Raw genomic sequence first — 14,019 nt, 5'->3', positions numbered from 1 at the left:
TGGGTTGAACGTCCGCTGTGCGCCTGCGCGAACTGGAGCTATCGACCCAAAGCGGAAGTTGGCTCAGGCTGAGCAAGGTTCCGGAAAGCGGGCGTTCAACGTTTGACATGAGAGGCCGCCGACGGACGCAGCCCGTTGGAAGTCCTCTCGATGGAATGGCTAGGCCGCACTTGCCCAATACTCATGAGTTCTGAGGACTTCTTCCATGGAGCCCCATTCTTCAATCGCCGCGGCGTGGAGCAGTACTCGATCAGGGAACTATTCGGTCCATCACCTTCTAGGTGAATTTGCAGATGCTGCCAGTACGGCATTCCGCTCCCCTCCACAGCATTCAGTGCAAATCTGACCAGGGACGGCAGGTAGTACGCCTTTCCATGCGGTGAGCAGAAGGATATGGGATCCCAGCCTGGATTCGTCACGGCGTCTACTTGGAGCGAGTCGCGATCTGATTGAAGGAGGGTCTGGTCATGCTCGGCGCATTCTTCGCAATGAAGATGATTTGTGAAGTGCTCAGGCCTCTCGAGGTCTGAGAATGCGAGCTCAACGGCTTCAATGACTTCGGCGTCAGTGCTCAAAGTGGGGCCTAAGATTTGACATGAGAGACGCTAAGCGGCTTGTCATGCAGCGTCCTCTCGCGAAGCACAACTTGTTCCTGGTTGCCTACCAGACCGAAGAGCTTCCTCGGTAACCGGCGCGATTCAATCTGATAGCGAGCGTGTCATACGCGGTCCGCCAGAGGCGGAGGCTCATGCAAGGCGACCTCCCAGTCTTCGTACGGCGGCTCGACTTTGAAGCTCGGGTCGCAATATGCACGAAGGTAGTCGGTAGCTCTCCTTTGCGCGTAGTGGGCATTCGTCACGCACCCCGTCTCGTCAAGCTGCAAGACGTTCGCGAAGATGGCGTAGACCTGCTCGATCGCGCTCGGGTCATTTCCGTACAGGTCGAGATAGTCGATGCCTTCGAGCGTGTACTGAGTGCCGCTGGCCATGAAGTAGGCGAATGTTCGCAGCGCTCCGCTGAATGAGTGACTCAGGTGTTGCATAGAGGTTCGGAATTGCCGTGCGCAGCCTACCCCAAACCGGTCGTTGGCGATCGTCTGCTGGTGGCCGATCACGGGCTTCCGACGATCGGCACTAACCACCGTTCAACAGAAGACGCTCTACGTGGAGAAACTGGATGGACTCCCGCATCGCGCGCTCAACTGCGCGACCTGGCGGAATCGTCTTTCGCCTCCATGTCATGAAGCCACCAACCCTGCTGGGCGAGCAGCCCACTAGCGTGATGGTTCCCGAGTAGCTCACACCTGTGAGTCCAGTGCGGTACTCGGCGACGAATTGCGCTTCTCTACCAGATGCGCGGTGAACGTCGGAGCCTTTAAGGTTGGCGGTCTCAAGTCTGAAGTGCAACACCTTGCCAACAGGTAAGGTCAGCGAATGCACAAGACGAGATACCAGCAATTGCAGCCAGAAGATCGCGTGAGCATTGCGAGCCTGCGGCAGCAAGGCTTTGGAGTGCGGGCGATAGCCCGTGCAATCGACCGCTCGGCGAGCACGGTCAGCCGCGAACTGCAGCGCAACACCGAGCAGAGGAAGGCGTACGCATCGACCCGAGCGCAATGCATGGCGCAGACCCGCCGCAAGGCCGGGCGGCCGTGGCCGAAGCTGTACCGCGAAGGGCGGCTGTGGCTGGTGGTGAAGACGTGCCTGTCGTGGCGTTGGTCGCCCTGGCAGATCGCATGCACACTGGCGCGCATGTGGCCCGACGCACCCGACATGCAGGTCTCGCACGAGACGATCTACACCGCGATCTACGCGCACGCCAGCGGCGAGTTGCGCCGCCAGCTCATCAGTTGCCTGCGCCAGGGCAAGAGCACGCGCAGGCCGCGCGCTGGTGGGCAGGATCGACGCGGGCAGATCCCCGAGATGGTCAGCATCCACGTGCGTCCGCCCGAGGTGGCCGATCGCGTGATGCCTGGTCACTGGGAAGGCGACCTGATCCGCGGGGCCGAGAACAAGTCGGCGGTGGGCGTGCTGGTGGAGCGCAGCACGCGGTTGGTGCTGCTGGCGAAGATGGCAGATGCGACGGCCGAATCGGCGCTGCGGGCGTTCAGCGCCAAGCTCAACTCGATCGCCGAGCCGATGCGCCAGACGCTGACCTACGACCAGGGGCGCGAGATGGCCAGGCACCAGGAGCTCACCCGGCGTACTGGCGTGAAGGTCTACTTCTGCGACCCACACAGCCCGTGGCAGCGAGGCACCTGCGAGAACACCAATGGGCTGTTGCGCCAGTACCTGCCCAAGGGCACCGACCTGTCGGTGTTCAGCCAGGACGAGCTCGATGCCATTGCCGACGAGATGAACAACCGGCCTCGCGCAACGCACGACTGGGATTCGCCCATCCGGGTATTTGCCGCCATACTCAACGCCGACTCTCAACGTCAACTCTCAACCACGCATTGATGCGGGCGGGTGTTGCACTTCAGACTTGAGACCGCCGTTCTTCATGTGGCTGGATCGATGAACGCAGCGTCGTTCGATGCACGAGGTGTGGTGTTGCGATGCCTAGCCTATCCGAAAGCTGTCGTCCGCGAACTTCCGGTCGTGGCCGATTGTTGCCGGTCAGCTGCCGCGCCTGCTCGCCTGTAGGCGATCAAAAGCCAACGGCCGCCAGATTATTTGGTGCACCGAAAAGTCGTCGCTCAAGAGGAAAAGTTGTGCGCGCCCTAGCGCGCCCTCAGGCAACCGGTGAGCCTACTTGATGCGGACAAAATACTCACGAATGTTCAGTTGCGGAAATGAAGCACCGCCAACATAGACCCACATGGTGTCTGGGCCTTCAAAGTTGTAAACGGTGATAGTTTGCCGACGGGTCACCGGTTCCGGACTCTCGACGGCGACCTGATCTGCGGTAGAGCCGAGAACTTTGTATCGATGTGACTCGCGAAAGCCGACAAGCTGCGACCTTACGCCTCCAACGGTTTCGCTCTGCCAATCCGGCATCTCAGCGAGCAGATGTGTCGGCGTGAAGACGAGCGTCAATCTACCCATCATTTGATCGAGGAACAAGATCGTCTTGTCTTCCATCTTCGCCCGGTCTCGGGCGAAGCGCATTGTCAACTGGTGGTCCGATTTCCATTTGCCAATGAGAGCCGGCGCCGCGTCAACCGACGTGCATGGAAGCACGAACAGCAGAACGGCGGCGACACATTGGACTGCCTGTCTTCCTAGGATGTACTGAATCGTGGTCGGCATAAGCGAGTCTTCGAACCTGAAGCCGATAGCCTAGCCGATAGCGGTCGCTGGTGACCGGCTGGAAGTGGCCGACTGTGCCCCTTCGTCCGTCGCCCTGCAAGCGGGCGCTCAGCGGCGAGGGCACGCCCTGCGACTGACTGCTCGCGAGCGACGCAGCGAACATACACTGTCGGCCAGATGCGGTCCTTCACGAGAGTCTGCTGTGGGGAAGATAGACTGTCCCACCACTGATACGTCCTGTCGCCTATGCGTGCGTTGGTACATGTTCGTCGAGTCGGCTACTTTGCCGTTGCCCACTTCATACTGTGGTTCTCAGCAGCTGTCACCGCATTTGGCTTTGACTTGGATCAGGTACCCAGTCGCTCTGCACTTGCAGGTCGCGCTGCGTCCGTGGCTGCCGTACTTCAGTACCCCCACGATGTCATCCTCCATGCGCTTCCCAGCACTTGGTTGCAGCATCTGCCACAAGGTGCTCTTGCGTTAGTGCTATTGAACTGCCTTCTGTGGGGTTGCGCGYTGGCCCTCGTCTTTCACGTGGCCGCACGTCGGGCGCGGCCGAACGGTGGGACGGACATCGATGGGCGGCAAGGATTGCGCAGGCGTCCCGGTGGATCATCCCCGTGAAGTTATGACTCAGTGCGGCCATTTGCTGCCATTCGCGAGCGACCGGTATCGGGCCCGCGGGGCCGTGCGATCGCGTTCCCGGGGGGTGCCCGTTGCGAATCGAGAGGGAGCGAAACGATCCGGCCTCCCCAGTGCGAAGCCGCAGACGGCGACGAACAGGCAGGCTGGTGATCGAGCGGCCACCCGAGCAACAATGACTCATGCCTGACAAGAGAACTTCAGACGTCACCGGCGTCGTCCGGAAAGCCACCGAGTTGGACGCATCGGGTATCGCACGGCTCTACGCGATGCTGGTCTCAAATCCGGCGGTGCGCGTGTTGCCGGACCGGCTGTCGGAGGTAGCGAGCGATCCGAACACTGCACTGTTCGTTTTCGAGGCGGGTGAGGCCGTACTCGGCACGGTTATGGTCTCGCTCTGTGCTGACGTGATGTTTGGTCGACGACCGTTCGCGGTGGTCGAGAACATCATCGTCGACGAAGCGGCGCGCGGCTTGCGCATCGGCGAGCGCCTTTTGCAAGCCGTCGAGGCCTTCTGCACTGCAGAAGATTGCTCCAAGATCATGTTGCTGAGCGCCGCGGGCCGGGAGCGCGCTCATGAATTCTTCGAGCGATGTGGGTATTCAGGTTCGACCAAACGTGGCTTCGTCAAGTACCGAACGGCATTCGCTGCGAGGGACTAGTCGGTGAGGATTCGGTGTCGCCGTCCGGCCGCTCGCGAAGGGCTGCTTTCGGAATGTAGACTGGAGTCACGCATGCAGACTGTGACAACGGCCTGTCAGTCCAAGCCACGCGCGTGCTCCCACTTTCTAGAGCGCCGAATCTCATCGTTCGGTTCGACGCCGATTTCGCCGGACTTGGATTCGCACCCTTACGACGTATACCGTTTGGACATCACGAGACCATGTCACTTCGAATCGAGCCGCTTGCGGAAATGCACTTCGAGAGCCTGCATGAGCTCTTCGACGCAATCTGCAAGGAACGTCGCTTCTTGGCCTTCACAGAGGCCGGCCCGAAGGAGCAGACCTTCGCGTACTACCGCAATATCGTTGCTGGAGGCCATAGCCACTTCGTCGCCGTGCATGACCAGAGAGTGCTCGGCTGGTGCGATGTCCTTCCTCTCTTCGGTCAGATGCGCACACATGCTGGTGTTCTGGGCATGGCAGTCGCGGCTGGTGAGAGAGGCAAAGGGCTGGGCAGAGCGCTCATGCGAGTCGCCATCGACAAGGCGAACGCCCGCGGTCTCTCACGAATTGAACTCACGGTGCGCAGCGACAACGAAGTTGCGCAGGCGCTGTATCGGAGTTTCGGCTTCGTGCAGGAAGGAACGCACCGTCGCGGCTGGTGCCTCGATGGCCGCTACTTCGACGTGCATTTCATGGCGCGAGTACAGGGGTAGTTGCTCGGGGTGGCAGCGGGCCGGCAACAATCGGCCAGGAGCTGCCGATCGCGACTGACGGCTTTCGGGTGCGAAGCCCGGCACAGGAGAGAATGAGCGCGGACATCTTCAACACAGGACGGCCTATGCCGCACATCGCGCTCCTCGGCGACTCGGTCTTTGACAACATCTCGTACACGCAAGGTGCGCCCGACGTCGTGGCACGGCTACGTTCGGCGCTGCCCGCGGACTGGCAGGCTACGTTGTGCGCAGTGGATGGTTCGACAGCGAATGACGTCGAACCGCAGCTCCAATCCTTGGCACCCGACACTACGCATCTCGTACTCAGCGTTGGCGGCAACAATGCGCTTCTGGCTGTCGAGATTGTCGACACGCCAGTGGCCTCGACAGCGGAAGCGTTGCGGCTTTTGGCCAGTGTTCGCGAAGAGTTCGAAGCGCAGTACGTTGCCGCAGTGGACGCATGCCTCGCGTGCGGGATCCCATTGACCGTTTGCACCATCTACAACGGAAATTTCCCCGACGTCGATTTCAACCGCCGAGCAAGCATCGCGTTAGCCGTTTTCAACGATGTGATCGTGCGGACGGCTCTTGTGCGCAGTCTTGACGTGATTGACCTTCGCGCAGTCTGTGCAACGCCCGCAGACTTTGCGAATCCACTTGAACCGTCCAGCTCGGGCGGAGACAAGATCGCTCGCTCGATTGCTCGTGTGCTCGCTGGAAATGTTGCCTGGAAAGGTGCCCGTATCACGGGACTATGAAGCCGCTAGAGTTCGGCGATGAGGCAGGAGTCGGCCAATCTCGGTCTTTCGCGGACGACTGCTTCATGGTTGTCGGGATGTTGAGTCGAGGAGAGGCTACTTGAAGGTGCTAGTCGAAATGCAAGGCTTGGAGTTCGACTGGTTCGCAAAGGACGCGGCTGGCAACTATGCGATGTTCGCTACAGCGGGAAGCGGTCCAGTCCCCGAGGCGGTTGCAGGTGTATGCATGCAGCATCGGGCCATCGCCGAGCGGATTCCCGTCACGGGCTGGGGCACGAGCGCCGTCTGGACGAGCTTCTCGAAAGTCGGCTTGTTCGCGTACGACTGGGACGACCGACGCCGCTGCTACGCGCGCATGGCTGTTCCAGATCGGCCCATTGATGCTGCCTTGTCGGCGCGGCTTACAGAGATGGCGCTGCCGGATCTGCCGCTGTCGTTTGGCGAAAGCCCGATCATCACAGCAACCACTGCGCCATAAGTCATGGCTCCTTGATGATCGGCAGTGATCGGCCATTTGCGGGCGCTCACCACCGACCGGTGTGGGGAAGACCTGCGGTGCAGATTCGTCCCAGTCCTCGGAGTCTTCCCTGCCTGCTGACCGAATCACTAAAGCCGCCCGGATCGTTGCACGTTATGTCCAGCTGCGAACTGCCTCGTCTGTTGCTGCCGATGTCGAACTGACCGTCTATGGCACCAGTGCCAAGATTCGAGTGAGCCCCGGGCGTCTTGTTCAGGCGGCGGTATCACCCGATCGGCGATCCGGTTCGCGGGTCACTTGAGTCTTGGCGCCTGGGGTATTTGTGGCGGCGCCAACAAGTCAATTGCCTCCAAGACACTGTCCCTGAATCTGGAACCTTCGCGGCCTTTGTTCACGAGCGGCACACGCGGCGTGAAGCTGTCGGGCTTGGCGTTGCGATGCCGCGCCTGCCCGCCCCCCGGCCCGCGCGCGCGCCGAGGGAGACAGTCACGTCGTCGATGACGGCTCTCCCGCCGCGGACGTCTCGACATGGGCGAGCGTCGCGACATGGCGCTCACGGACCAAGCCGGCCAGCAACACGTCCACGAGCGTGCCTCCTTCACCCTTCGCGCCGCCGTTTACGAGCACATCGGGCACCAGCCGCACGCCGCCTGCGGCCAGCGCCTGCGCGACCTGAACAATCGCGTAGTTGCCCGACTCCATCGAGGCGATCTTCTGCTGGATCACCGCCGCCTCGGCCTCGCCGACGGCCAGCGTCTTGCCGGCCTCGGCCACGCCGGTGACGCGGATCACCTCGGCATCGGCGTTGGCGTTGATCTTCTTAGCCTGCGCGGCACCGTCCGCGGTCTTGACAGCAGCCTGCGCCGAGAACTCAGCGATCGACACCTTGCGCTCCGCATCAACCACCTGCGCCTGCGTGCGCGCTAGTGCGGTGGCCTGCTCAAGTTGCTGCTTGACGCCCTGCGCTTCCATCTGCGTGTTGAAGGTGACCTTCTCCTGCTCGGCCAGCTTGCGGTCGGTCAGCGTTTTCATCAGGTCCGCTGGCGGGTTGATGTCGCCGATCAGCGTCTCGACCGCGCCGACGTCGTATTCCTTCAGCGCCCGGGCAATCGCCCCCTTGGCTTCAGCCTGGCGCTCGGTGCGCTTCTTCAGGAAGTCAATCACGTCGGAGTTCTGCGCCGCGTTGCGGAAGTAGTTGCCAATGGTGGGCTCGAGCACCTGCGTAACGAGAGCCTCCATGCTGCCGAACCGCGCGATCACCTTGGGTGCATCGTTGCGCGGGATGTGGATGATCTGGCTCACGTCCAGGTTGAAGGTGAAGCCGTCGGCCGAGCGCACGGTGATGGTCGACAGGTTCACGTCGAGCTTGTGCGCCTCCGACTTACCGGTGGCCCAGTTGAGCACCACGTTCGCGGTGGGCACCACGCGCACCTTGTGGGTGTAGGTGTTGATCGCGTACTTGCCCGGGTCGAGCACATCGACCCAGACGCCCTTCTCGCCACGGCGCACCATGTTGGCGTGCTTGAAGTCCGCGCCGGTGACGTCGTCGCCCGCCTTGCCGACGAAGGCCACGACCACCCCGACCGAGGCGATCGGCACCTCGGTCATGTCGATGATCTCGATGGTCGCGAACATCGGGTTGATGAAGTAGCGCCCGGCCAGCAGCACCTGCTCCTGCAGGCCCTTGGTGCCACCTCGCTCAACGAATGCCTGCGGATCCTGGAACTGGTTGTGCCCCGGCACCTCGGCACCGGCTATCTCGCCGGTAGCCAGCGGCGCGCCTTCGCGTGTGGTGACGATGCCCAGCTTGTTGTCGGGCACGTCCAGCACGTTGACCTGCGTGACCTTGAACAGCCGCGGGTTGATGCGGTACTTGCCCTGCGGCACGATGCCCATCTGAGGGCCGCGCTGGCCGCCGCGCGCCATGAAGGCCTGGGCGTCCTGGAACGAGTTGCAGGCCACCTGCTGGCCGATGATGCGGCCGCCCGACAGCGCCGCGCCGTCGCGCGCCTCGACCACCCCGACCTTGCCCGGCTCGATCACCGTCATCGGCTCGATGTGCACCGTGAACAGCAGCGTGTTGATGCGCCAGGCGCCTGGCGGCACGATCGACATCTGCACGCCGCGCTCGCCGCTGCGGCCGAGGAAGGCACGTGCGTCCTGGAAGTTGTCGCAATCGACATGACGGGCAACGACGCGGCCATCGGGCAGCGGCGCACCGTCGCAGGCTTCTATGACGCCGATGTGGCCGTCGGGCACGACGGTGAACTTGGCCAGCAACACGGTGTACTGCCAGGGCCAGAGGAAGAAGTGCAACCCGGGCGCGAGCGTATTGGCCTGCAGCCCGGCCTCGCCGAGCACGGCAACAATTCGGCCGGGCGGTAGTTCCCGGTGGGCACCGAAGAGCACGAACGATTTGGTGACAGTGCCGATCGAGTCGTCTGGGACGATGACGATGCCGAACAGACGGAAGACCCACTTGTACAAGGCCAGCAGCACCAGCAGTGCGGCTGACACCCAGAGTGCCGCCCGATGGTCGAAGAGGAAGTCGAAGGAGGTCATGTGGCTCTTTGTTGGTTGCGGTGCGAGCAATCTGCAGCAGCGGGCGTAAGCGCCGCATATGGAACGTGTCCACGCCCCGGATGCGTCGCTTATGCTTTCCTGACGGTGGCCCTCCTAAGCTTTGCGCGCATGAACCTCCTCGTCGCTCCACCCGGCTGGCTGTTACTCGGTCTGCTGATGCTCAACGGCGTCGTCGGCGTCTTGCTCGTGCGGGCGCGGCGCGCCACGCGGACGGCACAAGGCCAAGCGCGTCGCGAGGAGCGTCTGCGCAACTGGAGCGACCGGCTGCGCGACGCGAGCGACCCGGCGACACATGCCAACGCGCTGCTCGATGCACTGGTCGCCGCCGGCGGCGTGCCGGTGGCCGTGCTCGTGTCGATCAAGCTCGGCGTGCACGAACAGGATGCAGCGGCGCTGCAGGTGGGCGAGGCGAGTGCCGAGCAGGAGGCCGGTCTGAAGCTGTGCATATGGCTAGGAGAAGCGCTCGGCCCGGGCAGCCGGCGCGATACGGAACAGCCCGACGTCTACCTGCCCTTGCGCGGACGCGGCGTGACGCTCGGTGCGGCGGTGCTGCGCGGCCTGGGCACCATGGTCGACCTGAGCCTGTGCGCCCACGCGCAAGCGCTGTGCGACCAGATGGGCCTGGCATTGCAACGCTCACTCTCCGCCCGCGACGAGCAGCAGGCACGCGAACTGGCGCGCGAGCAGGCCGTGCGCACGGCGCTGCTGGCCGCCGTCTCGCACGACTACCGCACCCCGCTGGCGAGCATCATGAGTGCGGCATCGTCGCTGGATCAGCAGGCCGAGCGGCTCGACCTGGCGCAGCAGCGCAAGCTCGCCGCCGGCATCGTCGAAGAGGTGCAGCGCCTGAGCCGGCTGACCGACAACACACTGCAGCTGGTGCGACTCCACGCACCGGGTGTGGAACCGCAGTGCGACTGGGAATCGGCCGAGGAGATCGTCGGCACGGCACTGCGGCGGGCGCGGCGGCGGGATGGAGGCCGGCAGGTGCGCGCTCGCGTCGAGCCCGGGCTGCCGCTGCTGTGGTGTGACGCGATGCTGGTCTCGCAGCTGCTCGACAACCTGGTCGACAACGCGCTGAAGTACGGCCCGCCCGGCGCGCCGGTGGAGATACTGATGCGCCAAATCGCTGACCGGATGCTGCTGGCGGTGCGCGATCGCGGCCCGGGCATTGCATTGGCCTGGCGCGAGCGTGTCTTTGATGTCTTTCAGCGCGGTGAGAGCGACGCGTCGCAGCGTCCGGGTGCCGGTGTGGGGCTGGCGGTGTGCCGGGCGATCGCCCGAGTGCACGGCGGCGAGCTGACCCTGCGCCCGCGCAGCCACGGCGGCTGCAGCTTCGAGTGTCTGTTGCCACTGCGGGAGCCGCCTTCGGGTCCGCCGGAAAGCGAGAATCCATGAGCCTTCGCATCCTGCTAGTCGAGGATGATCGCGACCTGCGAGCCGCGCTGCGTGAGGCGCTGGTCGTCGAAGGGTATGACGTGCTCCCGGCTGCCAGCTTGGCCGACGCCCACGCACTGGCACAGCATGCCGAGTCCGGAGGGGGCGTCGATCTGGTGCTGCTCGACCTGGGCCTGCCCGACGGCGACGGTCAGATCTTCCTGCAAGCGCTGCGGCGATCGCGCGCGACGCCGCTGATCGTGATCTCCGCGCGCCAGGCCGAGGTGCAGAAGATCGAGTTGCTCGACGCCGGCGCCGACGACTACCTCGTCAAGCCCTTCAGTCTGCCCGAGCTGCTGGCGCGCATGCGCGTGGCCCTGCGCCACCGCGGCACCGTGGCGCAGCCGGCCATCACGCACTATCGTCACGAGGAACTGGATGTCGACCTCGCGGCGCACCGCGTCACAGTGGAGGGCGCCGAGGTGCACTTGACACCCACCGAGTTCAAGCTGCTGGCGCGCCTGGTGCGCCAGGCCGGGCAGGTGGTCACGCATCGGCGCCTGCTCGCCGACGTGTGGGGTGCGGAGCACACGGAGCAGACGCACTACCTGCGTCTTTACATGGCGCAGTTGCGCGCGAAGCTGGAGCGCGACCCGGCCGAGCCACGCCGGCTGCTCAACGAGCCCGGCGTCGGCTATCGAATCGTAGAGGGTGCGGACTGAGCCGGCCGCGGCCTCACTCGATGTGATCCAGTTCAATGCGGCGTTCGCGAATCTGCGTCACCACGAGCGGTCGTTCAAGGCGGACTTGATCCTGCATGGCCTTGTGCCCTGCGCGTCCGTCTCGGCCATCGCGCTGACGGCTGGCATCAACGCCAACCTGCTGTTCAAGTGGCGGCGAGACCATCTCCGCGCGATGCGTGCACCGACGGGCGTGGCCGTGACGCTGGTGCCGGTGCAGCTGGCGCCGGCAGTTGAGACAGCGCCGCTGGCGACAACAACGAGCTCGGACGGCATGGATATCGGCAAGTCCCCGCCCTCGGACGAGCACGACGGCATGATCGAAGTCGACTTCGCCGGCGCACGACTGCGAGTTCACAGTTTGGGTCGACGAGAAGGCGCTGATGCTCGTGCTGGCGCCCTGCGCCGCTGCGCATGATCGGCTTGCGTGCCGGGACACGCGTCTGGGCATCGACTGGCAGCCGCCGCACAAGCAATTCAGAATCCCGCGCCAAGCGTCCGGGTGAGTGACGCAGTTGGAAAGCGGTGATCGCAGTGTCGCTGCATCGCCGCAGGTCGCATCAGTGTTTCCGGAAGTTCCGGTTTCGGGCAGGCGATTCGGCGCCTCCACTGGCTTCTTTGGGTCGATAGCTCTGATTCGCAGCTCGCAGTAGCAGCCGTTCGACCTGGTCAGCGCCGGCATGCAGGCCCGTCCATTCGGGCGTGACCGAGCAAACCCAACGCGTTGCGCGACGAAGGACTCCTCTCCGTCAGAGCGGTCGCTCGAGCGACGGGCTCTGACCGACCGCAACCAGTCTTAAACCGCCGTTCGTCAAGTGAACGGACAGGAATTCCACTTATGACGAACAGAGCGGAGCCTGCATGACCAGAAGGCGCTCGCGACGGCGGCCACCAAGGACGATCGATGGCCGGCGTGAGGTGAGGCCGCTTGCCTGCGTTGTTCCGCCTTCATTGGGCATTGTTGAGGTTCGGGTCAAACAATGATTCCACACAACCGTTTGCGGAGTCAGAGGGCCGAAAAACGTGAGAGCCCCATCGCTAAGCTATTGATTCTTGGTGCACCTGTGTGCGGAGTTCATTGTTGAACACACGCGCGCCTCTTTCACCTCGGTGTCGGCCAGCCCGACCAGCGTGAAGTTCGGCAGGCCGTTGGCCAGGTGCACCTCGACGGTGACTTCGGGTGCCGCCAGGCCATCGAGGGCCCGGCTGTGGACGACGGCCAATGTCATGCGCATTCCCCGCTTCGCAGATGAGAGGGGCGCGATTCTGCCCAGGGAGGGGATCCTCCGACACGGGGCATCTGTCCCCTGTTCAATCGAGCCGGTTTGCACCAGGAGCGGGCACTCGGGTGCATGCTGTGTCAATTGGCACCTATGCGGTGCGTTTTGCGCAAGACAGCCCACTGAAAGCCGCCGAATGAGCCCCGATGGGGCGCGCATGCCCCAAAAAGTCCATGGCACAAAAGCTGCACAGAGGCCCCGGCCCCTCTGTTTCAAAAACGCCTGGAGATATCTGCATGAAGAAGATCGTGATCCTTTCGGCCCTGGCATCGCTGTTCGCCGTGTCGGTCCATGCCGAAGACGCCGCGCCGGCCGTGGCCACCAACTTCAGCCTGACCACGAACTACAAGTACCGCGGCCAGGACCAGGGCAACAACAAGCCGGCCGTGCAGGGTGGCTTCGACTACGCGAACAGCGGCTTCTATGTCGGCAACTGGAACTCGAGCATCGGGTTCACCAATTCCGGCATCGAGATGGACTTCTATGGCGGCTACAAGGGCGAGATCACGAAGGACGTCGGCTTCGATGTCGGCGTGCTGCAGTACTACTACTCGCAGAAGGACAAGGTCGTCGACTTCAACACCACCGAGCTCTATGGCGCGCTGAGCTACGGCCCGGTGTCGCTGAAGTACTCGACCACCGTTTCGAAGGACTACTTCGGCCTCGGCGAATCGGCCGGCCTGCTGCTGGGCCAGCCGGCGCCCAAGGGCCGCAATACCGGCTACCTGGACCTGTCGGGCAATTTCGAGGTCGCCAAGGGCATCACGCTGAACGCCCACATGGGCTTCACGCGCCTGTCGGGCGAACTGAAGGACGTCGGCTACGAGAACTACGCCGACTACAAGTTCGGCGCGACGATGGACCTCGGATCGGGCTTCTCGGGCGGCGCTGCGATCGTCGGCGCGACCAAGAAGGATTTCTACGGCGACATCAACAAGGCGCGCGCCATCCTGACGATCACCAAGTCGATGTGAGCCCGCGCCTGCGCGTGCCCCACCCATTCATTGCCAACAGGAGCATTCCATGAAGATGGTGACTGCCATCGTCAAGCCCTTCAAGCTCGACGAAGTGCGTGAAGCCTTGAGCGCCATCGGCGTCCAGGGCATCACGGTGACCGAGGTCAAGGGTTTCGGCCGCCAGAAGGGCCACACCGAGCTGTACCGCGGTGCGGAGTACGTCGTCGACTTCCTGCCGAAGGTCAAGATCGAGGCCGCCGTCGACGACGGCCTGATCGACCGCGTGATCGAAGCCATCGAAGGTGCGGCCCGCACCGGCAAGATCGGCGACGGCAAGATTTTCGTGTCGCCCCTCGAGCAGGTGGTGCGCATCCGCACCGGCGAGACCGGCAAGGACGCCCTCTGAGCCCGCCAACAACAAGAGACAACCATGAAGAAACTCATTGCCACACTCGCCCTGGGCTTCGCCGCCTGGGGCTTCGCCGGCGTCTCGCTGGCGCAGGACGCGGCCTCCGCGCCCGCCGCCACGGCTTCGGCCGCGGCGCCTGCAGCCGCGGTTGACGCGGCGTCCGCACC

At 63.6% G+C, this 14,019-nt stretch carries 13 protein-coding genes and 1 pseudogene; 10 read left to right on the top strand and 4 right to left on the bottom strand.

The window, feature by feature from the left end:
• Nucleotides 1-718 precede the first annotated feature (718 nt).
• The gene (locus tag AC1D01_RS06195) at nucleotides 719-1,114 is read right to left on the bottom strand and encodes a DUF7677 family protein (protein WP_477865191.1); all 396 of its coding nucleotides are present in this window, start codon (nucleotides 1,112-1,114) and stop codon (nucleotides 719-721) included.
• Nucleotides 1,115-1,433: 319 nt separating this feature from the next.
• On the opposite strand from AC1D01_RS06195, the gene AC1D01_RS06190 reads away from it, so the two are divergent.
• Entirely contained in the window at nucleotides 1,434-2,459 is a 1,026-nt protein-coding gene (locus AC1D01_RS06190; RefSeq protein WP_477865190.1) for an IS30 family transposase, read from the top strand.
• A gap of 291 nt (nucleotides 2,460-2,750) precedes the next feature.
• Here the strand turns inward: AC1D01_RS06190 and AC1D01_RS06185 are convergent, their stop codons facing one another.
• On the bottom strand, nucleotides 2,751-3,251 hold the full coding sequence (locus AC1D01_RS06185; protein ID WP_477865189.1) for a hypothetical protein: 501 nt from the start codon (nucleotides 3,249-3,251) through the stop codon (nucleotides 2,751-2,753).
• An 824-nt stretch (nucleotides 3,252-4,075) separates the two neighbouring features.
• Between AC1D01_RS06185 and AC1D01_RS06180 the strand changes: the two genes are divergently transcribed.
• The 4 genes from AC1D01_RS06180 to AC1D01_RS06165 all read left to right on the top strand — a co-directional run bounded on the left by AC1D01_RS06180 (nucleotide 4,076) and on the right by AC1D01_RS06165 (nucleotide 6,507).
• On the top strand, nucleotides 4,076-4,555 hold the full coding sequence (locus tag AC1D01_RS06180) for a GNAT family N-acetyltransferase (protein WP_477865188.1): 480 nt from the start codon (nucleotides 4,076-4,078) through the stop codon (nucleotides 4,553-4,555).
• A 221-nt stretch (nucleotides 4,556-4,776) separates the two neighbouring features.
• Nucleotides 4,777-5,271, top strand: coding sequence for a GNAT family N-acetyltransferase (locus AC1D01_RS06175; RefSeq protein ID WP_477865187.1), 495 nt, complete (start codon nucleotides 4,777-4,779; stop codon nucleotides 5,269-5,271).
• A gap of 92 nt (nucleotides 5,272-5,363) precedes the next feature.
• Nucleotides 5,364-6,029 carry an SGNH/GDSL hydrolase family protein gene (locus AC1D01_RS06170; RefSeq protein WP_477865186.1) on the top strand — a complete coding sequence of 222 codons (666 nt, stop codon included), beginning with the start codon at nucleotides 5,364-5,366 and terminating at the stop codon, nucleotides 6,027-6,029.
• Nucleotides 6,030-6,129: 100 nt separating this feature from the next.
• Complete coding sequence (locus tag AC1D01_RS06165; protein WP_477865185.1) at nucleotides 6,130-6,507, top strand: hypothetical protein; 378 nt, start codon at nucleotides 6,130-6,132, stop codon at nucleotides 6,505-6,507.
• A 486-nt stretch (nucleotides 6,508-6,993) separates the two neighbouring features.
• Here AC1D01_RS06165 and AC1D01_RS06160 read toward each other — a convergent pair whose 3' ends face one another.
• The gene (locus AC1D01_RS06160) at nucleotides 6,994-9,069 is read right to left on the bottom strand and encodes an SPFH domain-containing protein (protein ID WP_477865184.1); all 2,076 of its coding nucleotides are present in this window, start codon (nucleotides 9,067-9,069) and stop codon (nucleotides 6,994-6,996) included.
• A gap of 129 nt (nucleotides 9,070-9,198) precedes the next feature.
• Between AC1D01_RS06160 and AC1D01_RS06155 the strand changes: the two genes are divergently transcribed.
• The 3 genes from AC1D01_RS06155 to AC1D01_RS06145 are packed head-to-tail and all read left to right on the top strand — an operon-like array spanning nucleotide 9,199 to nucleotide 11,625.
• On the top strand, nucleotides 9,199-10,488 hold the full coding sequence (locus AC1D01_RS06155) for a sensor histidine kinase (RefSeq protein ID WP_477865183.1): 1,290 nt from the start codon (nucleotides 9,199-9,201) through the stop codon (nucleotides 10,486-10,488).
• A complete protein-coding gene (locus AC1D01_RS06150; protein ID WP_477865182.1) occupies nucleotides 10,485-11,189 on the top strand; it encodes a response regulator in 705 nt (234 codons plus the stop codon). The genes AC1D01_RS06155 and AC1D01_RS06150 overlap by 4 nt, the downstream gene beginning before the upstream one ends.
• The gene (locus tag AC1D01_RS06145; RefSeq protein ID WP_477865192.1) at nucleotides 11,179-11,625 is read left to right on the top strand and encodes a hypothetical protein; all 447 of its coding nucleotides are present in this window, start codon (nucleotides 11,179-11,181) and stop codon (nucleotides 11,623-11,625) included. Before AC1D01_RS06150 ends, AC1D01_RS06145 begins: the two co-directional genes overlap by 11 nt.
• 673 nt (nucleotides 11,626-12,298) lie before the next feature.
• Here the strand turns inward: AC1D01_RS06145 and AC1D01_RS06140 are convergent.
• Nucleotides 12,299-12,436 (bottom strand): annotated as a pseudogene (locus AC1D01_RS06140) (ATP-binding protein); the annotation flags it as partial.
• Nucleotides 12,437-12,723: 287 nt separating this feature from the next.
• On the opposite strand from AC1D01_RS06140, the gene AC1D01_RS06135 reads away from it, so the two are divergent.
• Both AC1D01_RS06135 and AC1D01_RS06130 read left to right on the top strand, forming a co-directional pair.
• Nucleotides 12,724-13,461, top strand: a complete 738-nt coding sequence (locus AC1D01_RS06135; RefSeq protein ID WP_477865181.1) for a TorF family putative porin — start codon at nucleotides 12,724-12,726, stop codon at nucleotides 13,459-13,461.
• A gap of 49 nt (nucleotides 13,462-13,510) precedes the next feature.
• Nucleotides 13,511-13,849 (top strand): P-II family nitrogen regulator, encoded by a 339-nt coding sequence (locus AC1D01_RS06130; RefSeq protein ID WP_047509787.1) that lies wholly within the window; start codon nucleotides 13,511-13,513, stop codon nucleotides 13,847-13,849.
• Nucleotides 13,850-14,019 lie beyond the last annotated feature (170 nt).

It is taken from the genome of Rhizobacter sp. P3_B12, assembly GCF_056402895.1.
This window is presented reverse-complemented; position numbering and strand designations above follow the sequence as displayed.

Coding starts and splice junctions, on each gene's coding strand:
- AC1D01_RS06170 (WP_477865186.1), top strand. CDS start 5,364: ATGAGCGCGGACATCTTCAACACAGGACGGCCTATGCCGCACATCGCG.
- AC1D01_RS06190 (WP_477865190.1), top strand. CDS start 1,434: ATGCACAAGACGAGATACCAGCAATTGCAGCCAGAAGATCGCGTGAGC.
- AC1D01_RS06180 (WP_477865188.1), top strand. CDS start 4,076: ATGCCTGACAAGAGAACTTCAGACGTCACCGGCGTCGTCCGGAAAGCC.
- AC1D01_RS06150 (WP_477865182.1), top strand. CDS start 10,485: ATGAGCCTTCGCATCCTGCTAGTCGAGGATGATCGCGACCTGCGAGCC.
- AC1D01_RS06175 (WP_477865187.1), top strand. CDS start 4,777: ATGTCACTTCGAATCGAGCCGCTTGCGGAAATGCACTTCGAGAGCCTG.
- AC1D01_RS06130 (WP_047509787.1), top strand. CDS start 13,511: ATGAAGATGGTGACTGCCATCGTCAAGCCCTTCAAGCTCGACGAAGTG.
- AC1D01_RS06185 (WP_477865189.1), bottom strand. CDS start 3,251: ATGCCGACCACGATTCAGTACATCCTAGGAAGACAGGCAGTCCAATGT.
- AC1D01_RS06155 (WP_477865183.1), top strand. CDS start 9,199: ATGAACCTCCTCGTCGCTCCACCCGGCTGGCTGTTACTCGGTCTGCTG.
- AC1D01_RS06135 (WP_477865181.1), top strand. CDS start 12,724: ATGAAGAAGATCGTGATCCTTTCGGCCCTGGCATCGCTGTTCGCCGTG.
- AC1D01_RS06160 (WP_477865184.1), bottom strand. CDS start 9,069: ATGACCTCCTTCGACTTCCTCTTCGACCATCGGGCGGCACTCTGGGTG.